Origin of the sequence: uncultured Imperialibacter sp., assembly GCF_963974565.1 — a bacterium.
In the GTDB taxonomy this organism is placed as follows: Bacteria; Bacteroidota; Bacteroidia; order Cytophagales; family Cyclobacteriaceae; genus Imperialibacter; species Imperialibacter roseus.
This window is the reverse complement of sequence record NZ_CAXBCJ010000001.1, coordinates 346,268-369,773: the sequence shown is the minus strand read 5'-3', so window position 1 is coordinate 369,773 and position 23,506 is coordinate 346,268. Positions and strand designations below refer to the sequence as shown.

The 23,506-nt window shown below is 47.4% G+C and carries 15 protein-coding genes; 10 read left to right on the top strand and 5 right to left on the bottom strand.

Annotated features, from left to right (window positions below; genetic code table 11):
* The first annotated feature begins 41 nt into the window (after positions 1 to 41).
* Positions 42 to 1,517, top strand: coding sequence for a PQQ-binding-like beta-propeller repeat protein (locus AAC052_RS01675; RefSeq protein WP_339810428.1), 1,476 nt, complete (start codon positions 42 to 44; stop codon positions 1,515 to 1,517).
* Positions 1,518 to 1,525: 8 nt separating this feature from the next.
* Here AAC052_RS01675 and AAC052_RS01670 read toward each other — a convergent pair whose 3' ends face one another.
* The 5 genes from AAC052_RS01670 to AAC052_RS01650 all read right to left on the bottom strand — a co-directional run bounded on the left by AAC052_RS01670 (position 1,526) and on the right by AAC052_RS01650 (position 10,324).
* Entirely contained in the window at positions 1,526 to 2,677 is a 1,152-nt protein-coding gene (locus AAC052_RS01670) for an MBL fold metallo-hydrolase (protein WP_339793184.1), read from the bottom strand.
* Positions 2,678 to 2,753: 76 nt separating this feature from the next.
* Positions 2,754 to 5,423 carry an ABC transporter permease gene (locus tag AAC052_RS01665; protein WP_317490266.1) on the bottom strand — a complete coding sequence of 890 codons (2,670 nt, stop codon included), beginning with the start codon at positions 5,421 to 5,423 and terminating at the stop codon, positions 2,754 to 2,756.
* 18 nt (positions 5,424 to 5,441) lie between these two features.
* The gene (locus tag AAC052_RS01660) at positions 5,442 to 5,774 is read right to left on the bottom strand and encodes a PadR family transcriptional regulator (RefSeq protein WP_317490267.1); all 333 of its coding nucleotides are present in this window, start codon (positions 5,772 to 5,774) and stop codon (positions 5,442 to 5,444) included.
* 249 nt (positions 5,775 to 6,023) lie between these two features.
* Positions 6,024 to 6,416: a response regulator gene (locus tag AAC052_RS01655; protein ID WP_339810425.1), complete on the bottom strand. Its 393-nt coding sequence runs from the start codon at positions 6,414 to 6,416 to the stop codon at positions 6,024 to 6,026.
* Entirely contained in the window at positions 6,413 to 10,324 is a 3,912-nt protein-coding gene (locus tag AAC052_RS01650) for a PAS domain S-box protein (protein ID WP_339810422.1), read from the bottom strand. Before AAC052_RS01650 ends, AAC052_RS01655 begins: the two co-directional genes overlap by 4 nt.
* Before the next feature lie 577 nt (positions 10,325 to 10,901).
* On the opposite strand from AAC052_RS01650, the gene AAC052_RS01645 reads away from it, so the two are divergent.
* The 9 genes from AAC052_RS01645 (at position 10,902) to AAC052_RS01605 (ending at position 23,494) form a co-directional block, all read left to right on the top strand.
* Positions 10,902 to 12,542: a TldD/PmbA family protein gene (locus AAC052_RS01645; RefSeq protein ID WP_317490270.1), complete on the top strand. Its 1,641-nt coding sequence runs from the start codon at positions 10,902 to 10,904 to the stop codon at positions 12,540 to 12,542.
* A 61-nt stretch (positions 12,543 to 12,603) separates the two neighbouring features.
* Complete coding sequence (locus AAC052_RS01640) at positions 12,604 to 14,244, top strand: TldD/PmbA family protein (RefSeq protein ID WP_339810419.1); 1,641 nt, start codon at positions 12,604 to 12,606, stop codon at positions 14,242 to 14,244.
* Between the two features lie 31 nt (positions 14,245 to 14,275).
* Positions 14,276 to 15,592, top strand: coding sequence for a TldD/PmbA family protein (locus AAC052_RS01635; RefSeq protein WP_151998818.1), 1,317 nt, complete (start codon positions 14,276 to 14,278; stop codon positions 15,590 to 15,592).
* Positions 15,593 to 15,658: 66 nt separating this feature from the next.
* The gene (locus tag AAC052_RS01630; RefSeq protein ID WP_317490272.1) at positions 15,659 to 16,288 is read left to right on the top strand and encodes a DUF4159 domain-containing protein; all 630 of its coding nucleotides are present in this window, start codon (positions 15,659 to 15,661) and stop codon (positions 16,286 to 16,288) included.
* A 34-nt stretch (positions 16,289 to 16,322) separates the two neighbouring features.
* A complete protein-coding gene (locus AAC052_RS01625; RefSeq protein ID WP_317490273.1) occupies positions 16,323 to 17,330 on the top strand; it encodes a MoxR family ATPase in 1,008 nt (335 codons plus the stop codon).
* A gap of 54 nt (positions 17,331 to 17,384) precedes the next feature.
* Positions 17,385 to 18,281 (top strand): DUF58 domain-containing protein, encoded by an 897-nt coding sequence (locus tag AAC052_RS01620; RefSeq protein WP_339810414.1) that lies wholly within the window; start codon positions 17,385 to 17,387, stop codon positions 18,279 to 18,281.
* Positions 18,278 to 19,489 (top strand): BatA domain-containing protein, encoded by a 1,212-nt coding sequence (locus AAC052_RS01615; RefSeq protein ID WP_339810411.1) that lies wholly within the window; start codon positions 18,278 to 18,280, stop codon positions 19,487 to 19,489. The genes AAC052_RS01620 and AAC052_RS01615 overlap by 4 nt, the downstream gene beginning before the upstream one ends.
* Positions 19,471 to 21,717, top strand: coding sequence for a hypothetical protein (locus AAC052_RS01610; RefSeq protein WP_339810409.1), 2,247 nt, complete (start codon positions 19,471 to 19,473; stop codon positions 21,715 to 21,717). Before AAC052_RS01615 ends, AAC052_RS01610 begins: the two co-directional genes overlap by 19 nt.
* A complete protein-coding gene (locus tag AAC052_RS01605; protein WP_339810408.1) occupies positions 21,710 to 23,494 on the top strand; it encodes a hypothetical protein in 1,785 nt (594 codons plus the stop codon). The genes AAC052_RS01610 and AAC052_RS01605 overlap by 8 nt, the downstream gene beginning before the upstream one ends.
* Positions 23,495 to 23,506 lie beyond the last annotated feature (12 nt).

Sequence of the window (23,506 nt, the reverse complement as noted above, 5' to 3'; positions counted from 1 at the left end):
CTTTGATCTATCTTTCAAAGGATTAAAATCAATAGCATCGGATGGCTTTTCGGTTTACACTATTTCTGCTGGCATGTATTGGCATAGCTGGTCAGCTGCTGGGGCAAGAATCATGGACAAAACGTCTACCCGGAATCGGGACTTTTTCATCGCCCAGAGTAGCTGACCTCAATGGAGATGGCATCAAGGATATTATTCTCGGAGCAGGCAGGGAGGAATTCAAAGCCTGCGATTCGGCCGTTTTTGCGATGGACGGGCGAACCGGCGACATGCTTTGGAATGTGTCGGCTATTGATCAGGTGTTTGGCTCGGCCAGCCTGAAAGACATCACGGGCGATGGTGTGATGGATGTGTTCATCAATGGGAGGTCAGCGGAGTTGCAGGCTGTAAATGGTAAAACTGGTGAAGTGATCTGGCATTTCAACGACCCCGACCTGGCCAAAGAGCGGAAGCAAAAGCAGTGGTTCAACTTTTACAACCCACAGTTTGTGCCAGATCAAAACGGAGATGGTGTGGAGGATATATTGATTTCCAACGGCGGAGATGTGATGGCAGAGCCCTACGACCCAAACAGACCAGCGGGGCATTTGGTAGTGCTCAACACGCTCACTGGCGAAGTGCTGGGAAAGGCTAGAATGCCCGACGGCAAGGAAATATACATGTCGGTGGCTACTTTGCCGATCGACGGAAGCCAGGACAGGGAAATTATTTTTGGAACAGGGGGCGAAACCATTGGGGGTAACTTGTGGCTGGGTACCCTCTCACAGGTGATGAAAGGTGATTTAGCTGACGCCATCAAATTGGATAGCAGTGCAAACAAGGGGTTTATTGCTCCGGCGGCCTGGGTGGATGTGAATGACGACGGTAGGCCAGATATTGTTGCCAATGCTGTGGATGGAAGATTTCTGGCATTCGACGGAAAAACGCATCAGAAGATCTGGCAGGTGCAAATGGACAATAGCGAAGCTTATAGCTCGATTTCCGTTGGGTATTTTAATGCCGATAAGACCCCCGACTTTTTCATGTCTTTTGCTCAGGGCTCCTGGCCCAATCTTGACTGGACCAAGCAATTCATGGTGAATGGCGCAAATGGAGCGGTTGAGTTTCTGGACTCCCTTGGGCTTTACCAAACTACCACGCCTGTAATTGCCGATTTTACCCTCGATGGTGTTGACGATGCTCTCGTTATAGTCAACTATCAGGCAGAAAGCCTGGAGAATGGTTTGATGAAGAAGTACTTCTACAATATGCTGGCGGTGATTGATTTCACGACGGGTGAAGTCATTGATCTCGATGTTCATACCGACGGACACAATCTTTCGTCAACCCCCTGGGTGGGCGATCTGGATGGCGATGGCAATATTGACATTGTTTACTGCCATGCTACAAACACGGAACACACCTACACCTTCGATGGGATGGAAGTTATCCGACTGACTACCACACTGCCTGTTAACAAGGAGATTAAATGGGGTGCCTATATGGGCAGCGGGTATGACGGCGTGTTTAAAAAGTGATGCAATTATCAGTTTAGCGAGTCCCACCATCTTTCCATCGGGAAGTCTGGCTGGCCTACTATCAGTCTTTCACCAATTTTTGGCGTGGCGATAGGCATCCCCAATACAGCAGCCTCTTTTGTTACCCGGTCGATAGGATCTTTCCATGCATGAAGCGCCAGCACAAATGCCCCCCAGTGGATGGGCATCATAACTTTTGCATTTAAGTCAACAGCACCCTGGGCAGTTTCTTCAGGCAGCATGTGAATATTGTGCCAGCGCAGGTCGTACTGTCCGCACTCCATAAGAGCCGCATCAAACGGGCCGTATTTTTGACCAATTTCTTTAAAATGTGGGCCATAGCCGCTATCGCCACTGAAGTAGATGTTGGCGTATGTTCCTTTGATTACCCATGAGCCCCACAGGGTTGAAAAACGATTGGTAATGCCCCTGCCGGAGAAATGCCTTGCCGGTGTGCAGACAATTTGAAGGTTCTCGTGTGTTGTCTCCTCCCACCAATTCATCTCGTGTATTTTGTCTTCGGCTACCCCCCAGGCGACCAGATGAGCACCAACACCCAACGGTACGTAAAAGTCTTTTACTTTGTCTTTTAATCGCATCACCGATTCGTAATCGAGGTGGTCGTAGTGGTCATGGGAAAAGAAGACAGCATCGATAGCCGGAAGCTGTTCGATTTCTATGGGTAGCCCCTCGGTAAACCGATGCGAGCCCAACCATGAAACAGGGGAAGGGCTGTCGCCGAACATCGGGTCGAGCAATATGTTTTTGCCTTCCATTTCTAAAAGAAAAGCTGAGTGACCAAACCAGGTGAGTCTGGTAAGCGTGTCGGGTCGGTTCACGATGCTGAGGGAGTCGACTTTGAGCACTGGTAGCAAGTTTTCCGGTGCAAGGTTAGGCACGCCAACAACGTAGTCCCGTAGCAGGGTTTTGATGGTCGGCCAGTCCATTGCCATGGAAGTGGGGGTGTTGTTAACGAACAAACCCTTTTCAAAATGCCCCGACTTTTCGTAAGAAGCGACTTGGGCCTCCGTTGGAGAGCCGCCAAACTGGGGGCTAAGGCTGGTGAAAAGGAAGCCCCCAACAAACACCAGCAAAAGAATAGCAGCCAGCGTCAGGCCTGTGTATTTCAGTATTGAAAGGAAACGTCGCATGTAGTTCATAAAAAAGCCTGATTGACGTGGCTCAATCAGGCTTCAAATTAACTCAATCCCTCAAGAGATTGTTCCCTAAGTGTATTTATTCATATCTCAACGCCTTCACAGGATCGGACTTGGCCGTGGCCATAGTTTTGTAACCAACAGTAAGCACGGCGATGACCAAAACCAGCAGTCCTGCTACGATAAACACCAGCGGTGTGATGGCGATCCGGTAGGCAAAGTTGTCGAGCCAGTTGTTCATAATGAACCAGGTAGCTGGCCATGCTATAATGTTAGCAATCAAAACCAGGTAGACGAATTCTTTGGAAAGCAGCATCACAATGTGCCCAACATCGGCTCCAATGGCTTTTCTGATGCCAATCTCTTTTGTTTTTTGTAGTGCATTGAAAGAAGACAAACCAAAAAGCCCCAGGCAGGCAATCACAATGGCAAATCCGGCAAACAATGTAAACACTCTGCTAAATTTCTTTTCGGGGTTGTACTGCCGGTTGAAGAAATCGTCGAGAAAGAAGTAATCGAACGGATTGCCTGGGAAATGTGTCGAATAGCTGGCTTCCACTTTATTGAATAGCTTAGTAAGATCAGAAACTCCATTTTTGTCCAGCTTGATAGTAAAAAAATTGCTTCTCCCGGTCACCAAAGGAAAAAGAAGCGGTGTAACCTTCGTTTTAGCCGACATTTGGTTATAATTCTCTACAATGCCAATGATCGTTTTGTCGCCTCTACCCCAACTTAGTTTTTGGTTAATGGCTTCTTCTGCCGACTGGAAGCCTAAGTATTTGGCACCTGCTTCATTGAGAATAAGCGATCCGGTATCGGTGCCAAATGTTCTGTCATAGTTGCGCCCAGCGACAAGCTTGATATCGTAGGCCGGGAAGTAATCATAGTCCACTCCGGCGATATAGATTGTTTTGCTGGCTTCATTTGGTTCTTCTGCTCTTTTGATCCCGTTGGCCCAGAAAATTTCATCTCCCGGCACATTAGTACCCGAGGCTATGGCGGTGATTTCCGGGTTCTGCAATAGCTCATTTCTAAACGTCTGCATGGTTGAACCATAAAGCGAATCAGCTGTAAATACACCCGGCCCTTTCACAACGAGGGTTTCGGTCATGTCGAAACCAAGGTCGAGATTGCGGACGTAGCTTAGCTGCTGATACACAATAAGAGTTCCTGCAATCAGACATACCGAAGAAGCAAACTGGAATATGACCAGGGCTTTTCTAAGAAGTATACCACCTTTTTTGCCGGTCATCTTGCCCTTCAGCACAGTAGATGGCTGGTAGGATGACAAAACAAATGCAGGGTACAGTCCGGAGAGAAACGAACCGATGAAAACCACCAAAGCTGCAACCAACCAAAAACTTGCACTGAGTAAGAACGAAAGTCCGAGGCTTGAATCGGTAAGAGCGTTGAACTGATTGATGCCAAGTGTTACTATTGCCAGGCCCACAGTAAAGGCGAGCAAGTTCATAACAAAAGATTCGGTGATAAATTGCCCGATCAATTGCGCCTTGAATGCCCCCATGACTTTTCTTACACCGACTTCCTTGGCACGTTCAACCGACCTGGCTGTGCTAAGATTGATGTAGTTGATCCAGGCGATCACCAGGATAAAGGCAGCTATAATGGTGAGGAAAAAAACAGCTTCTCCATCGCCAGCTTCATCTGGCTCCGATTCTTGCAAAAGATTGGAATATAGATGTATGTCCGTAATAGGTTGCAAAGGAAACTCCTGTCTGTAATTGTATTTTTCTTCCTCCTCATGTCTTTCCTCATACAGAATTTCCGCAAACTTCTTATTGAAGGCTGTAGGATCAGTTCCATCTCGCAAAAGAACATAACTATTGAAGTCGTACCACCCCCAGGCCGTTTCTGACTGGTTATCAGTTTGGTTATTGAGCGTTTGGTAGGAGATAAGGAAGTCAAATTTGATATGCGAATTGTTGGGCACATCTTTGGCCACCGCAGTCACAGCCATGCTGTACTGGCCGTCTGCACGGATCATTTTCCCGATAGGATCTTCGTTTCCAAAGTATTTTTTGGCGGCCGTTTCGGAAATTACTACTGTATTTGGTTCCGTCAGACAGGTTTCTACATCTCCCTTGATGAGAGGGAAGGTGAAGATTTTGAGGAAAGCCGGGTCGGCTATATGAATTCTGTCTTCCCGGAAGTTGATGTTATTGTAAGATACCACCATTGAGAGCGGGTAGGCTCTTGCGAAGTCGACCACCTCCGGCATTTTCTCTTTCATGAAAGGACCTACTCTGGGAACCGCAGCTGCGCATTCGAACTGTAGCTCCCCTTCCCGGTAAAAGTTGTATTGGATCCTATAGAGGTTTTCGAAATTGGCATTGAATCTATCGTAGCTTTTTTCGAAAGCCACGTATTGCATAATGAATATGCAGGCAGCCATGCCTAGTGCCAAGCCCAGCACATTCAGTGCGGTGTATACTTTGTTCTTGGAAATGGTGCGTAGCGTAATCTTGATGTAATTTCGAATCATAGCGCCTGAGTTATTTTGAGTTTTGTAGTGTTGCGTCCGCTTGAGGTCATAGTTGCGTGCTGAGAGTACAGCATCTTTTATGTAATGGGCCGAAGCACTCCACCTGCCTTTCGTTGCTATTCGTTCTTCGTACAACTCAAGGAGGTCGCCGTGGATCTCCTCAAACAGTTCCTCACTGTAGATATTTCTCAGTAGGAAAGTGCCTAGGCCGGGTGGCTGATTTGAGGGCTTTTGAGCTGGCTCCATGGCTGAAAACCGAACAAGTTAAATATTGGTAAATGACAACTGAGGTATATTCGACCAAATCTGCTCTTTTGTTTCTTTTGCTTCTTTCAGAATGGCGTAACCTGCTGAAGTGACTTTAAATAAGCGCTTCTTTTTTCCCCCTCTTTTGGATGTAGCGCCGCCGAATTCGGAGGTAAGAAAACCCTTGTCCTCAAGCCTGTAAAGCGAAGAATGTACTGCACTTATGTTGACTACCCTGCTGGCAGATTTTTCCAACTCTTCCCGAACAGCCACCGCATAGGCTTCTTCGCTAAGCGACGCCACCATGAGTAACACAAGCTCTTCAAGTTCACCAAGGTTGTTACCTTTCATTTTTTAAGTTTTGTGATTGATTATCCTCACAAACGTAAACAAAATGAATTTGTTTTCCTCAGTTTTGTAAATTATATAACAATAGAAATATATGGTGAGTTTTTCGGAGGTGTGGATGGCTAAAGAAGCTGCTACCGGGCATTCTGCCAACGGGCTGGCATCTCCGTTACTGCTTTAATGCATTAAGCTTTGTCAGGCGAAGCACAGTGTGCCTCAAGCAAAAAAAAGGCAGAAATATGGGTTGAACTATCAACCGAGAATTTTGGCTAAGTCGGGCTCTTTTACTGGCTTCACAATAAAATCACTTACTTCCTCGTAGGTTTTGGCCCTTTCCAGGTCTGCTTCATCAATCGACGAGCTTACCATGTAAATGGTGATCTTCTTTTTTATCAGGGGCTTAATTTTTACAAACTCGTCAAGAAACTGCCAACCATCCATCACTGGCATGTTAATATCGAGTAGTATAACATCAGGCAATTCGTCACTGGATGTGATCAGCGGCTTCATGTATTTAATGGCCTCTGCGCCATTCTTAAACACTAATAAATTTTTACTGTACTTATGAAAATCAATCAGCTTTCTAAGGCCAAACACATATATCTGATCGTCATCGATAATGCAAGCTAAGTCTACCATGCTCATGTTAAATAAATTTTAAATGTCGTGCCCACCCCTACTTCACTTTCTACTTCAATTCTCCCACCCATGCTTTCCACCTGATTCTTTGTAATAAAAAGTCCAATCCCCTTCGCATCGGCATTGCCATGAAATGTCTTATACATCCCAAATAGTCGTTCCCCATGAAGTGCGAGGTCTATTCCCATGCCATTGTCGGCAATTTGCAAAATTTTTGAATTATTTGTGGTAATAAAGTTGACATTAACCACTGGATTTCTGTCAGGGTGCCTGTACTTAATCGCATTGCTCAGGAAGTTGAGCAAGATGCTTTCCAGGTAAGCTGCGTTGTAAGTAACTGTCAGGTCGTCGCCAATGTTTAAATTTATTTTGGCTTTTTTCTCCTTAATGTCCCCCGATAGTATGTGCATTGTTTTAACGAAGTACTCCTTTAGTTTTAGCTCCTCTGTTTGAGTGTTAATGTCCACCTGAATTTTTACTACCTCGTTCAAATTGGTTATTGTCTCGCTCAGTGATCCGGATATTTGTGCCAGGTGTTGAATAAGTTCTTCTTTCTCCTCCGGTGTTGAAGTCATGTTGATGAGGTTGATCATCATCTCTAGATTGCCCGAATGCGAGCGGAGGTTGTGTGAAACTATGTGGGCAAAGTTGAGCAGCCGCTTGTTCTGCTCGCTGATAACATCAAACGAGTGCCTGACTTGGGCCTCTTTTTCCTTGCGCCAGGTGATGTCCGAATGGGTGCCGATGACTCGCAAAGGCTGGCCCTTTTGGTTGAATTCTGTAATTTTACCCCGATCAAGCACCCAAACATAGTGGCCATTTTGGTGCTGCACACGATGCTCGTTGATATAAATTTCGCTTTCGCCCCTCAAATGCCTCTGCATTTCTTCAAAGTATGCCTCCTTGTCCTCAGGGTGTACCCGATTATCCCAGGTTTCTGATTTGTTTGGAACGTCTTTGGGGTTGATCCCCAGCATGGCGAGCGACCTTTTGGAATAGAATACTTCTCCGGTTGCCAGGTTCCAATCCCACACGCCTTCGTTGGCCCCTTCGAGGGCGAAATGCCAGCGCTGTTCACTTTCTTGCAGCGCCCGTTCGGCAAGTTTCCTGTCTGTGATATTGTAGCTAATCCCTATCAGGCCAACTATTTCTCCTCTATCATTTTGCATGGGAATCTTGGACGACAGAAACCAATTCGTACTGCCATCATGCCGGGTGTTAATCGTCTCTTTGCTCAGAATTGGTTTGCCTGTATTGAATACTTCAAGATCTTCTTCTCTTGATACTTTGGCCGACTCTTCCGGGTAGAGGTCGAAGTCGGTTTTGCCAATCACCTCTGATTCATTTTTGAAGCCCGAATATTCCATTTCCAGCCTATTGACAAGTGTTTTCCTCGACTCCAAATCTTTGATATAGATATTGACGGGGATATTGTCAATTAAAGATTTCAGTAACTTTCTTTCCTCTTTGAGGGCTGCTTCTGATGCCTTCCGGTCAGAGATATTCTTGATTTGGGAGATAAAGTGGCTAGGGTTCCCATCAATATCCTTAATTAAAGATACATTTAAAAGGACCCATATTGTTTGTCCATCTTTATGGAAATACCTTTTTTCCATTTGGTAGGAGGGTATTTCTCCGGAAATGGTTTGTGCCATTAGCTCTAGATCACTGTTAAGGTCATCGGGGTGAGTAAGTTCCTGAAAAGTAACCTTTGTTAGTTCTTCATCCGTGTAACCCAGCATCTTGCACAAACTGCTGTTTACCTTCAACCATTTGCCATCAAGCGACACCAACGCCATTCCAATGGCCGAATACTGGAACGCACCTCTGAATTGTTCTTCGCTTACCTTTAGGTTGAGCTCAGCCTTTTTTATTTGGTCTATATCTTGAAAAACGCCAAAGAGCCTGCGGCAAGTGCCGCCGCTAAACTCTGCCTGGCCTACAGCCCTGGTCCATACGAGCGATCCATCGGCTGCAACGAGTTCCACTTCTAAGTCGTATGGAGTGCCGTCTAATATTGCATTCTGAACTGCGGCTTCTATCCTCTGCCTGCTTTCGCCTTCTTTGAAGAATTGGATAGCTCCGTCGAGCTTTGGCACATAGTCCTTGTCAACCTTGTGTATTTTCTTTGTTATTCTGTCCCAATACACGGAGTTGTTCACTAAATCCACCTCCCACGCTCCAATATTGGCAGTTTCGCTTGCCTGGTTAAGAACAGACTCAAGGTGCCTTTTCTCTTCTTCTTTTTCCTTCAGTGACGTGATGTCGCCGGTATACATGATAAGACCGCCAACAACTCCCTCAACTTTGTACCATGGCCGCACGTCCCAGGCGAGCCATTGCACCGACCCGTCGGCTCTGTTGAATGGTGCCTCATCTACTTTGTTAATGGCTCCACGAAGACATTCGGCATGGATTTTTTTCCAGTCGTCGCCTATTTCAGGAAAAATGTCATAGTGAGAAACTCCAATAATTTCTTTGTTCTTGATTCCGTAATCTTCTTTCCATTTTTCGGAGGCAGCCAGGTACCTCATTTCGGTATCGAACATGGCTATTGCCGAGGGGGCTTGGGCAACAAACACCCTGTTTCGGCGGTCGCTTTCCTCTAGGCTGATTTCAACAAGTTTTTGTTCAGTGATGTCCCAATGCGTGCCGGCAATCCGAAGAGGAGTTTGTTGGCTGTCATAATGAACCACTCCATTGACTTTAATGTACCTCGTCGCTCCATCGGGAAGAATGATTCGATGTTCAAAACCGATAGGTAACCGATTTTTGACAGCAAGCTCAAAAGCTTTGCTGGTGCGAGCCTGATCTTCAGGGTGCGTTCTTTTACTTAGAGAATCAGGAGACAAAGGCTCGTAAGGGTCAAAACCCCAGATTTTTCGCAGCGCATCGTTTACGTCCAGAAAGTTATCCTTAAGATCAATTGTCCACAGGCCTACCTTCCCACTGCTGGTAGCTAGTTGTAATCGCTCATTGAGCAATGTCAGCTCTTCTGTGCGTTTATTAATTCTTTCCTCCAGCGACTCATTCAGGTCGGTTAGTTGGCTTTCTGCTTCTTGCCGCTCACTGTCAACTTTATTGAGGGTGTAGGCCACCCGGAGAATAAGCGACAAGGAAACCAAAAGGAAGGAAACTGTAAGTAATAGGATGCCAAATTCTACAGAAATAAGCGAGTATCGGTCGGTCAGTATTCTTATGAAGCCAAGCAGGAGGATTAACAGGCTGAATTGAGGAAATAATCTTCGAGCCAGCCAGCTTCCCATTCCGTCGCCTCTGAAAAAGTTAATCAGACCCAGGTGAGGCTGTCTGATGCTGGCGGCAAAAGAAAGCGCCATGAAACATACAGAGGTATGGAGGGCCATGCTACTGAAAAATGACAACCTGCTATTTACCGGGAGGTTGTAGAAAAAAGCGACCAGTGAGATAGATGCTAATATGGTCACAACGTGAAGAAGATATTGCGCAACCTCAAGTAGCTTTCCCCGGATGCTGGCAAATATAAGTAGTGATGCGGCCATAAGGGCAAAACATGTGGCAGTCGCCGCCGACATGCGCCCGGGGTAAGATGAGTTGGAGGCTCTTGATATTTGATCAGTAAAAAAGAACTCATCAATCCCCATCGAATAGTTAAATGTATATTCAGAAAGAGTGAGAAGCGCAATAACCAGGGTAATCGCAGAAAAAAGCTGAGACGGAATCCTGATTTTTTCTGGTGAAGTGGGTAGGAACATTAATGCCAGTCCTGTGAGCAGAAAGGCTATGGCTGTGTTGAACTTCATGGTGGGGAGGCCCGGCAGTATTGTCAACAAACTTTCAGCACCAGTGATCCACCCGGCAATCACAAGAATAGCAACAAGATTAGTTGCCAAACTTGTGTAAGTAACAAATAAACTATCCTTGCTTGTTCTCATTTTATCTTTTGCTGGTTTGCCTATCAACAGGCGTCAAGAAGTAATTCCGCTAAAATAGACCCTCTTAATGTATAAGACTTTACTTTAATTAGGAAAATAACATGTAAAAATATGACGGAAGGAGGGATTTCGGCCTGCTTCCGGATTGGTCAGGTATTGTCAATATGAAATTCTATGTCGTAATCCGAACGCTATCTTATTCGTGGTCAGCGGAGAACGGAATTTGGTAACAATCACCTGATGCTTGCTGGTATCAGGTTTCCTTGAAAATATAAATAGTACTATTCTTAAACACTGAGACAATTTTTTTAAGGCAGCGCAGAACGCCCCGATCTAGGTTTTCTGATTTATCGAAACTTCTTGTTCTTCTCTAGTTCGTGGTGATTACCACACTCAATCGATTTACAATATGACAGTTTGATGATTCTGCTCCTCCAAACCCATTTCTAACCGCTGACCATTTTTTACTATCGCAGTGTAATCGAAGGTGTGTATTTTACAACTTATTTAACAATCAGCTCCTTTTGTTTGAAGGGACGCAAGAAAATTTTCTTATTACTACAAAAGCGATAATACTTTGAGACGCAGAGACTTTGTACAGATAGCAGGTTTAGGAATGGCAGGGGCTGCTTTGTCGATTCCAATGATAGGGAATGCGGTGCCGGTACAGCGCTTTTTGGAGTCGCCACTGGATGTGGCCCAAAAGAAGCAGCTTGCTGACGTGGCACTGAATGCGGCAAAGGCGAACGGAGCTACCTACGCCGACGTGAGGATAGGCAGGTACCTTAACCAATATGTGTTTACCAGAGAAACGAGGGTGCAAAATATTGTCAACACCGAATCCTTCGGCGTAGGCATCAGGGTAATTGCCAATGGCACCTGGGGTTTTGCGTCTACCAACGAGGTCAACCCGGCTGGCATTCAAAAAGCTACTATGCAGGCGGTGTCCATTGCCAAAGCCAATTCAAAATTTCAGACTGACCCTGTGAAGCTTGCTCCTGTTCAGTCATACGGGGAAGTAAGCTGGAAAAGCCCTATTGAAAAGAGCGCTTTTGAAGTGCCTGTATCCGAAAAAGTTGATTTACTCCTGGCTGCCAATGCCGCTGCTATGGACGCTGGTGCCAGCTTCGTCAACTCTAACCTGTTCATGGTGAATGAGCAGAAGTACTTTGCTTCTACGGAAGGGTCATATATCGACCAGGATGTTCACAGGATATGGCCGACATTCAATGTGAATGCGGTGAACCGGGCTGAGGGCAAATTCAAATCCCGCTCTGCCATGAGTGCGCCAATGGGCATGGGATGGGAGTACATGCTTCCCAAGGAATCGGACAAGCTGGAGGGCCCTGGTGGCATGAAGCTGTACAAGAACAGCTACGATATAGTAGAGGATGCCAAAACGGCGGCGCTTCAGGCGAAAGAGATGCTTGACGCCAAGTCGGTGGATCCGGGTAAATATACTATGGTGCTGGAGCCTAATCACCTGGGTTTAACCATCCACGAATCTGTGGGGCATCCGCTGGAATTGGATAGAGTGCTGGGTTACGAAGCCAACTACGCCGGCACAAGCTTCGCTACATTGGATAAATGGAAGTCAGGCGATTTCAACTACGGCAGCAAAGAGGTGAATATTTTTGCTGACAAGCTGCAGCCCGGCTCGCTGGGTGCGGTGGGTTACGATGATGAAGGAGTGAAGACTAAGCGTTGGGATTTGATCAAAGACGGTATTCTGGTGAACTATGAAGCCATTCGTGATCAGGTGCACATTCTCGGTCAGAATGAGTCGCATGGCTGCTGCTATGCACAAACCTGGCAGGACGTGCAGTTCCAGCGGATGCCCAACGTTTCATTGGCGCCGGGCAAAGAGAAGTACTCTTCGGCTGATATGATCAAAGACGTAGAAAAAGGCATTTACATTGCAGGCAGAGGCTCGTATTCTATCGATCAGCAGCGCTACAACTTCCAGTTTGGCGGGACTGTGTTTTATGAAATCAAGAACGGCGAAATAGTGGGTATGCTTAATGACGTAGCCTACCAAAGCAACACCCAGGAATTCTGGAATAGCTGTGTGAAAATATGCGATGAGAACGATTATAGAATGTTCGGCTCTTTCTTTGATGGCAAAGGTCAGCCTTCGCAAGTGAGCGCCGTGTCGCACGGGAGCTCCACCACAAGGTTTGATGGAGTGAATGTGATTAACACTGGAAGGACTATTTAGTAGCCTTTGAACAAGCAAGGAACTCAAACTAAAATAAAACAAGGACTAACTTAATTAACCCATGAGGAGAAGAGATTTTGTTCAACTGGCGGGTTTGGGAGCTGGGGCAATGATGCTGCCTGTTTCCGCTTTCGCCAAATCGGTAGACCCCAGCCGACTGCTGGAGCCTGCCTTGGATGTAATCCAGAAGAAAAGACTGGCTGACGTGGCACTCAATGCGTCCCGCTCTGCCGGTGCAAGTTATACGGATGTTCGCATAGGCCGTTACCTTAATCAGTTTGTTATCACCCGTGAAGACAAGGTGCAGAACATGGTCAACACCGAGTCGTTCGGTACAGGCATCCGTGTGATTGCTAACGGTACCTGGGGTTTTGCTTCGACCAACGACGTGACCGAGGAGGGAATTGCTAAAGCCGCAAGGCAGGCCGTGGCCATCGCCAAAGCGAATTCCAAATTCCAGACATCGCCGGTAGAACTGGTACCTGTGAAAGGATATGGAGAGGTGAGTTACAAAACTCCGATCAAGAAGAACGGATTTGAAGTAACGATAAAAGACAAAGCCGACCTCCTGCTGAATGCCAACGCAAGAGCAATAGAGAACGGAGCAAGCTACATTAACAACATTCTGTTTCTGGTGAATGAGCAAAAGTATTTTGCTTCATCTGAAGGATCATACATCGATCAGGATGTGCACAGAACCTGGCCTTTCTTTACGGTGACTGCTATCGATAAAGATTCAGGGCAGTTCAAGCAGCGTGGCTCTTTCAGTGCTCCAGTGGGCATGGGCTACGAGTACCTCGACGGCCGAGCTGAAGACAAGATCATTGGCCCCGCTGGAGTAACCCTTTACAATAAGTCGTACGACATGGTGGAAGACGCTACCATGGCGGCGCAGCAAGTGAAGGAGATACTCTCAGCTAAATCGGTGGAGCCGGGCAAATATGATTTGGCCCTGGAGCCTTCCCATTTGTGGTTGACTATTCATGAGTCGGTGGGGCACCCGCTCGAACTGGACAGGGTGCTGGGCTACGAAGCCAACTACGCAGGCACCAGCTTCGCTACTTTGGACAAATGGGAGACCAAGAAGTTCAACTATGGTAGCAAGCAAGTCAATTTTGTGGCTGACAAAACGCAGGTAGGTTCACTAGGTGCTGTCGGCTGGGACGATGAAGGTGTGAAAACAAAAGAGTGGGACCTGGTGAAAGACGGTACACTGGTGAACTACCAGGCCATCAGAGACCAGGCCAAGATCATAGGAGAAACTGAGTCGCATGGCTGCTGCTATGCTGATAGCTGGAGCAGCGTTCAATTCCAGCGCATGGCCAATGTGTCATTGAAAGCTGGTAAAGAGCAACTTACGCCCGAGCAGCTTATCGGGGGTATTGATAAAGGCGTTTACATTGTAAAAGACGGCTCATTCTCCATCGACCAGCAGCGTTACAACTTCCAGTTTGGAGGGCAGCTGTTCTTCGAAATAAAAAACGGAAAAATAGCTGGTATGCTGAAAGACGTGGCTTACCAGTCGAATACCCAGGAGTTTTGGAATTCCTGTGTGCAGGTTTGCGATAGCAGAGACTACCGACTCAATGGCTCCTTCTTTGACGGAAAAGGCCAGCCGGGACAATCCAGTGCTGTGTCGCATGGCAGTGCCACCACAAGGTTCAACGGTATCAATGTGATCAATACTGCGAGAAGCATTTAACCTATTAACTAACTCGAAATCAGAATTCAAAATGGCAATATTTTCAAAAGACGAAGCAAGGGCGATCCTGGAGAAGGTGATGAAATTCTCGAAGGCAGACGCTTGCGAGGCTAACCTCAACGGCTCCAATGGGGGCAATATCCGCTATGCAAGGAACACCGTTTCTACTGCTGGGGAAAACAGCGATGTGACGCTGGTAGTGCAATCGAACTTCGGTAAGAAGTCGGGCACCGCAACTGTGAATGAATTCGACGATGCGTCGCTCGAAAAAGTAGTGAGAAGATCGGAAGAACTGGCGCAGCTGGCACCAGAAAACCCCGAGTTTATGGGGCCTCTTGAGCAACAGACCTATGGTGAATCAAAAACTTACGCCGAAGCAACAGCTAAAATCACCCCAGAGTACCGGGCACAGGCAGCTGCCAATAGCATCAATCCTGCGGCAGCTAAGGATGTAACCGCAGCTGGTTTCCTGGAAGATAGCTACGGTTTTGCATCCATGATGAACACCAAAGGCCTTTTTGCCTACAACAGGTCTACTAACGTCAACTTTACGGTGACCATGCGTACCAACGACGGACTGGGCTCAGGCTGGGCCACCAGAGACTACAACGATGTAAGCAAACTTGATACAGCAGAAGCATCGAAAATTGCGATTGAGAAAGCTGTGAAATCAAGCACTGCCAAGGCCATTGAGCCTGGTAAATATACAGTGATTCTTGAGCCTGCTGCGGCTTCTGACCTCTTGCAGAATATGCTTTTCAGCATGGGGGCACGCCAGGCAGACGAAGGAAGGAGCTTTCTCGCTAAAAAAGGTGGGGGAACGAAGCTGGGAGAAAAGATAGTTGATGAGAGAGTGAACATCTATACCGATCCATTCAACACTGAAGTGCCTGCTTCTCCCTGGACACAGGACGGCCAGGCCAGAAAGAAAATGGACATCCTTAAGAACGGCGTGGTAAGCAACATGTTCTACGACCGATACTGGGCTGAGAAACAAGGTGTGGCACCAGTGCCATTCCCCGGCAATGCCATCATGGAAGGTGGCACAGCCAGTCTTGAGGACATGATCAAGGATACAAAAAAGGGCATTTTGGTGACTCGCTTCTGGTATATCAGAACGGTGGATCCTCAAACGCTGCTTTATACAGGCCTTACCCGTGATGGTACCTTCTATATCGAAAACGGCAAGATCGCCTATCCTGTCAAGAATTTCCGTTTCAACGAGAGCCCTGTGATCATGCTGAACAATCTGGAGACGCTGGGCAAGCAGGTGCGGACAGATGGTAACCTGATTCCTTACATGAAAATCAGGGACTTTACCTTCTCCAGTTTATCTGACGCTGTTTAAAACTCCGAAGGGAACGTCTTCCCGGCACCTTGGTGTTGTCGGGAAGACGTTTAGTTGTAAACAGGTATGAGCAGAAAGCGTTTTGAGGAGTTTTTCTTTACACGGCTTCAGTATGAATCAGGTGACTGGGATGTAGATCAGCGAATGCCGTCCAATTTGCTCAATTCTCTGGTGGAGTATACCACATTGCCGGTGAATACCAGAGAGAACATTGTTTCGCTGAGCTCTGACGAGATTTTCAACAGTCCTTTTTGTTACCTGAGCGGCCACAAGCTGGTTGAGTTTACCGCTACCGAACGGGAGAACTTCAAAAAGTATGTTGAGAATGGAGGTTTTGTCTTTGTGGACGACTGCAACCATGATATCGACGGTCTGTTTGCCAAATCATTTGAAACGCAAATGGAGAAGCTATTTGGGCCAGGTCAGCTAAAGAAAATTCCTAATAACCACCCTATCTATTCTTCCTTTTTCGAATTCGATGGTCCACCCACCACCTCGCAGGAGCTCAATGGCTGGGGCGACGATATTGTACATGATTATTTGAAAGCCATAGAAGTGGATGGAAGGATAGGTGTGCTCTACAGCAACAAAGATTACGGATGTGAGTGGGACTATGACTTCCGCAACAAACGGTTCTATAAAATCGACAACACCAGGTTTAGTATTAATATAGTGATGTACGCCATGATGGCCTGACCTTTTAGCTGGTTGGGTTCGAGACAATGATAGCATGAATGCAGAATTAAAAGAGATAGAAAAAACGGCTGAAAAGCTGGTAGCCAGCCTGGGTGACCTGAAGAAGGAGATTGGGAAGGTGATAGTGGGGCAGGGAGAAACAATCGACCAGCTGCTGATCACATTTTTGGCAGGAGGCCATGGCCTGCTCGAAGGCGTGCCGGGCTTAGCAAAGACGTTGATGATCAGAACGCTGTCAGAAGCAATCGACCTTAAGTTCAGGCGGATTCAGTTCACTCCCGATTTGATGCCGACCGATATCATTGGCACAGAAATACTGGAGGAAGACCATACCACAGGCAAAAGGATATTCAAGTTCAATAAAGGGCCCATTTTCGCCAATATCATTCTGGCAGATGAAATCAACCGAACGTCGCCTAAAACGCAGTCGGCATTGCTTGAAGCCATGCAGGAGTTTGAGGTGACCTATGCCGGAACAACCTATCCGCTGGAGAGGCCCTTCTTTATTTTGGCTACGCAAAACCCGATTGAGCAGGCCGGTACATTTCCACTGCCGGAAGCCCAGCTTGACCGCTTTCTTTTGTACATCCGTATAGGTTATCCCACAGCGGAGGAAGAGCGCAATATTTTGGAAAGCACCACTGGCAAGAAGAAAGAAGCGGTGAAAAGTGTCATCAAAGGCGAGGAGATTCTGGAAGCACAGAAGCTGGTGAGGGAGGTGCATATCAGCAAAGACCTTATTGGCTTTGTGAGCAGGGTGGTGCGAGCTACCAGGGCTGGCGAAAGTGAGGTGAGCTTTGTGAACGAATGGGTGCGCTGGGGCGCCGGGCCAAGAGCGGGACAGGCAATGATCTTAACGGCGAAGGCAAGGGCTTTGCTCAAAGGCCGGTTTGCCGTGACCATGGAAGACATCAAAAGCGTAGCGTTTCCTGTTCTTCGCCATCGAATCCTTATGAACTTCAAGGCAGAAGCCGACGGCGTTACTTCTGACCGAGTAACAGCCGAGCTTTTAGACAAGATCAAACTTCCAGCTGGAGTTTAGGCAACTACCAGGGCATTATCTGTCCTTCAAAGGCAAACTAAAAAGGCTTCTATTGTGAACCCACAGATTCGCCAGTTACTCACACCAGAGATCCTCTCCACCGTTAACGGGTTGGAGCTGGTAGCCCGTGTGATTGTGGAAGGCTACATGAGTGGAGGCAACCCGAGTCAGTCTGTAGGGGCCGGGCAAGAGTTTAGCCAGTACAGAAGCTATGAACCCGGCGACGACCTCCGACAGCTCGACTGGAAGATGTTTGCCCGGTCAGAGCGTTATTACATCAAGCAGTCGGAGATCGAAACCAATATCACCGTCAAGTTTATGCTGGACGCCAGCCGGTCGATGGAGCATGCTGAGGGCGGCGTCAGTAAAATACAAATGGCCAAAGTGCTGATCGCATCGCTGGCTTTTCTGGCGAGAAAGCAGAGCGATACGTTTGGCCTGTTTTCTGTGAACGATTTGCATATTACCGCCGTGCAACCACGGTTTGACCAACAACAATACATTCGCTTTTTGAATGAGTTAATCAAAATAAAAGCTGAAAGCACCTGGAAGAAGGGTAACGGGCTCGAGCATATTTACAGTCATCAAGGCAAGGAGATGATCCTGTTTTTCACCGATATGTATGACAGCGAAGGGGATCTGCACGATTTTATTCGAAAGCTCAAAACACCCCGCAATGAAGTTATTGTCTTTCATTTGATGGGAAGGGAAGAATTGGAATTGAACTATAGTACCCAGCTTACCTTCGAAGACCTGGAAACAGGCGAACGGCTAAAAGTAGACTCGCCTGCTCAGCAAAGCGTTTATCGCAAGAAGATGGGTGAGTGGATAGATGCCACGAGGGACTGGATGTTGCAAAAGCAGGTGATCTACCAGCCGACCTACCTTGATGACCCGGCACCTGAGGTGCTTCGGACTTTTCTGAAGGCTCGTAAATCGATGATAAGATGATGCAGCTGGCGAATCCGATGTGGCTTTGGGGATTGCTTGGGCTTGCCGTGCCACTCGCTATTCATTTGCTGAGTAGGAAAGAAGGCAAGGTGATAAAAGTGGGTAGCCTACGACACCTGGCTGATTCCACCACCAGACAATTCCAAAGCGTCAAGCTCAATGAGCTTTTGCTGCTGGCATTGAGAAGTGTGCTTATACTCACAGTAGTGGCTTTGCTTGCTGGATTGCTTTTGCGGTCTTCGGCAAGCCTTCCAAAATGGGTGGTGGTGGATAGAGGAGCAGAGCAACACAATGAGATCGGCCGGATAATAGACAGCCTGACGAACAATGACTATGAACTGAGGTACCTGGAACAATGGTTCCCTCTGCCAAAAGACACGATATCAGAAGAGCAAACGCCGAACCATTGGTTTTTGGCCGAGCAGCTTGGGGAAGCAAAGATTAGCGAAGCTGTTGTTTTCACAAGGGCTTACATGTATGGCTTTAAAGGTAAAAGGCCTCCAAAACCCGATCATATCATGTGGTTTGATGTGCCATTCAAGCCTGTAAGCCTACCTGTAGTTTCTGTTGTTGAAGGCGATAGTATTTGGGAAGTTTCGGAGCAACCTGATGAAGAGTTCACGGAATTTACCACGAGGAGCGCAGACGCAAAGGGTTCAATTACCGTAGAGATACCGATAGAAAAGGTAGTTATCGTATCAGACGAAGAACACAGTTATGACGCAAAAGTACTCGAAACGGCGCTGCTGGTTTTGAATGATTTGCCTGGTTTCAGGATGGATATTCAATCGGAAAGTGCTACGTTTTTTAGTGCCAACGAAGAAGCCGTAGTTTTTTGGCTGGCGTCAGCAGCTGCGCCTGCCCTGGAAAACGATTTTGTTTTCATGGAGGAAGCTACTTCCGACGATCTTTTGGTACAGCTATCGCCAAGGCAATGGCAACTCACCAAACGGCTCAATAAAAGGGTGGTGTTAGAAGATCGGTTGATAGTTGAATTGTCTAAGTTTTTCGACACTGAACTGCCTTTAATGGCTGAGAGCGACCGTCGGACGATGCCGGAAGCCTGGCGTTGGAGCAAGGTAGTGCCTGCGGAAGTTGACGTTGATAACAAAACTACAAACTACGCTGACATTAATCAGTGGCTGGTGGTACTGCTGGTTTTGACGCTTGTAATTGAACGCCTTGTGGCATGGAGGAGAGGCCAATGAAGCAGATGAAAAACCATCAACTCATAGCGTTACAGCAGAGATACTTAATGCTCCGGCTGCTAGAAGTACTGTGTCTCTCTGCTGGCGTTGGACTGATTTTGATGGTGGTGGGTAAAGTGGCCGGGCTCAACCCAATTGATGCGCTGGTACTTGCCGGAACCGTTGGCTTACTTGTGCTCCTTCAGCGAATCTACAAGCTAGGCTTACATCAGCTAAACCCTGCACGACTGGCGTCTTTTATTAATCGGCAATATCCAGATCTGGACTGGAGTGCTGACCTTTTGGCGACTGATCAGCCTTTGTCGGGTCTACAGCAGCTACAACGAGAGAGGGCTTTGGTGAAGGTTATGGAGTTGAGCAAGCTGCGCTTTCCTCACCAGTTATGGGTGGCGAGCGTGGTTTTATTAGCAGGAATTTTACTTATCATTTTCTTCCCGGGAATTCCGGTCGGTGTTGGTTCTGGTCAAACTGCTGCGGAAAATTCCGCTACTACAGCCTCTGCTGAAAGTGCTTTTCAGCCGGTTGTGCTGGAAAGTATTGAAGGCACGATTAACGCCCCAGCTTATACAGGTCTGAGAACCGTTTCATTTACTGATCCCAACATTAAAGCTGTCGAAGGCAGTGTTGTCAGTTGGGAATTGGACTTTTCGTTAGCGCCACAGCAAGCACTGATCATCTTCTCGGGCTCCGATACTTTGGCTTTAAAAAAAAGGCAGTCGATGCTCAGTGGTTCGGCCAAAGTCTTTAACACGGGATTTTATCAGGTTGCCTGGCAGCAAGATGGTGAATGGAAGGCCTCTGACTTTTATAAACTTGAAGTGGTGGCGGATTTGCCTCCCCAACTGGCGATTAGGGATTTGCCCCAGTTTCAGCAATTTGAGTGGAGTGATGTTCAGAAAATAAATGTCAGGACAGATTTATCAGATGATTTTGGCTTGAAGGACGCCTACCTGATCGCTACAGTGGCCAAGGGAAGCGGGGAGTCGGTCAAGTTTAGGGAAGAGAAGTTGTTTTTTGAAAAGCCACAGACCATCTCAGGCAGAAAGGTTTTGGCAGAACGAGTCATCGACTTGAAGAAAATGGGCCTGGAACCTGGCGATGAGCTCTATTTCTATGTGGAGGCCTGGGACAACAAGGCACCCAAACAGCAAACCGAAAGAACAGAGACCTACTTTCTGCAGCTAAAGGACACGGCCTCCTACATCGTCTCCAACGACGGCGGCCTGGGGGTCGATCTGATGCCTGAGTACTTCCGCAGCCAGCGCCAAATTATCATCGATTCCGAAAAGCTTGTAGCGGAAAGGAACAAGATAAACAAAGAAGTCTTCGATAATACCAGCAACGGTTTGGGGCATGATCAAAAGGTGCTTAGACTCAGGTACGGACAATTCCTTGGAGAAGAGTTTGAGTCGGGCATCACCGAAACTGAGGCGCATGAACCCGAAGAAGCGGCCGCTCCTACCAACACGGACGAAGCGATGAAGCAGTTCGGGCATGCCCATGACACCGAAAATGAGCATAATCTAGTGCCGCAAACGGCTCATGAACATGCGGGGGGAGAAGAAGAGGAAAACCCTTTGGAGGCATTTGCTCACATGCATGACAGCGAGGAGGAAGCCACCTTCTACATCCAATCCGTCAAAACGAAGCTCAGAGCAGCTTTGTCGATGATGTGGGACGCTGAGCTGCACCTTCGGATGAACAATCCGGAGCAATCTCTTCCTTATCAGTACAAGATTCTAAAGCTGTTAAAAGAAATTAGCAACGACTCCCGCATTTACGTACACCGCACGGGGTTCGACCCGCCTCCAATCAAAGAAGAAAAGCGGCTGACAGGTGATTTGGCAGAAATCAATCCTGCCAGGAGAAGATATGTGTTGGAGCCCAACAGGTCGTTTCCGAATTCCAGAAAGGCATTGGTTCTGTTGGAAAAGTACATGCTACAGCCTGCCCTTGCTTTAACTGCTGAAGAAAAAGAAGTTCTACAGTTGGCTGGCAATGAAATGGCGCAGCAGGCGATTGAGTTTCCCGGGAGATACCTTGAAAGCATGAGTTTGCTAAAGGCTTTGATAGATGATGATTTTGTGCAAAATAAAATTGCGCTGTTGAAGATTAGGAAGGCGTTGTGGGAAATAGTACCTGAACAACCTGCCACACCGGCTTTGCATCCAACTGCTGCCAGTGCCATCGATCAGCAGTTCTTAAAAAGAATGGAGGCCAATGAGTAGCTGGATCCTGTCATTTGAGCCTTTGCTGAATATCCATTTGACCTTATGGGGCCTTATTTTGCTCTTTGCCATTATCGCTGTGGTAGAGTGGCGGAGGAGAATGGGCCGGAAGCTACTCCGGCTCTTAGCACTGCTGCTGGCCTTTATTGGCTTGGCTGGCATACTGCTAAGACCTCATTATCAAACCGAGAGTGTTCTGTCGGACATCATGCTGCTTACCCAGGGATACAATGTGGAAGAGGTGGATAGCCTCCTTCAATCGAATCCGGGGTTGAGCATTTATAAGGCGCCGGGCGCAGCTGACTTTAAAGCAGCTGCTGAGCTTAAGTCATTTAATGAGCTGGCAGGAATCAAAGAAAGAATTCGCTATGTGGTGGGGAACGGACTCCCGGACTACGTCTTTGACGATGCGGCTCCCTTTCGATTTGTCTATTTTCCGTCATCGTCTCCCGAGGGTATTCAGGCAATCAATGTGCCCGAGAAGGTGAGTACGAACAGGAGAAGTGCTGTCAGCGGAATTGCGAGCCAGGTAGCGCCAGGCAGCATGATCAGGTGGAGCGGCCCTGAGGGGAAGATCGACTCGCTACGCCTTTCTTCAAGCACGAAGGAATTTTCCTTTGGCTTCATACCTAAACTAGCTGGTAAGTTTGTCTACGAACTGGAGTTGCTGGACAGTGCAGGCTCCTCAATCGCCACTTACAAAGTTCCGGTGCAGGTAGCCGAAGAAAGAAAGTTGAAAATGGTTTTTGTTAGCCAATTCCCAACTTTTGAATCGAGGTATTTGAAAAACCTGATGGCAGAGCAAGGACATTCCCTGGCGTTGAGGTATCAGCTGTCGAAGGACAAATTTCGCTACGAGTTTGCCAATCAAGCTGAGGTGCCGTTCAGGAGATTAACAACGACTCTTTTAGACGATGCCGATCTGCTATGGATAGACGAAGCGTCGTTGGATGCTTTGAGCAGGGAGGAGACAAATGTCCTGAACGCTGCCGTAGATCAGGGGTTGGGTGTTTTTATTGCAGTCAATCAGCAGTCTGCTAGCAGGAATGCCAGGCGTTGGATGCCTCTTCAGTTGACTCGCTATGATGCGGATACTTTGTCGGTTGCTGTTGACTTGGGCAGGAAAGTTAGCTTGAGTGGGGTAGCGCTTGCGATTGACAAGTCGCCGGAAGTGATCCCGGTTTGGCAGGATGGAAGTGGTAGGTTGCTCGCCGCTTATGCTTATCAGGGTTTGGGGAAAATAGGGACCGCTCTGTGGCAAGACACTTACAGGTTGGTTTTGAAAGGACAGGAGCTCACTTATGCGGCTCTGTGGACGGAAGTGATTGAGTCGCTGGCCAGGAAGGCAGCTGTGTGCTGCCACATTCAGGTGGAGACCAAAGAACCATATTTTATAGATGAACCCGTTCGATTTAGCGTTATAAGTTCCCTTGAAGAGCCGCCGCTGGTGAGGTACAAAGGTGAAACAGTTCCATTGATAGAAAGCTGGCAGCTGCACAATGTTTGGAGCGGCACCATTTGGCCGGACGCAGCTGGGTGGGATTCACTTTTTATGGAAGCTACCGGGCAATCAAAGCATTTTTTCGTGCATGAACAGTCAGACTGGCAATCTGTAGCTGTTACTCAGCAAATAGCCAATACTGCGTTGCATGGCGGTACGGAGCCCGGAATCTCCAGGGAATATATTCAGGCCATCAAAAAGCCGATCTCTGCAGTTATTTTCTATTTGTTGCTGTTGGTAGGGTTTGGGGGATTGTGGTTGGCTCCGAAGGTTTGATTTCGTGGGGAC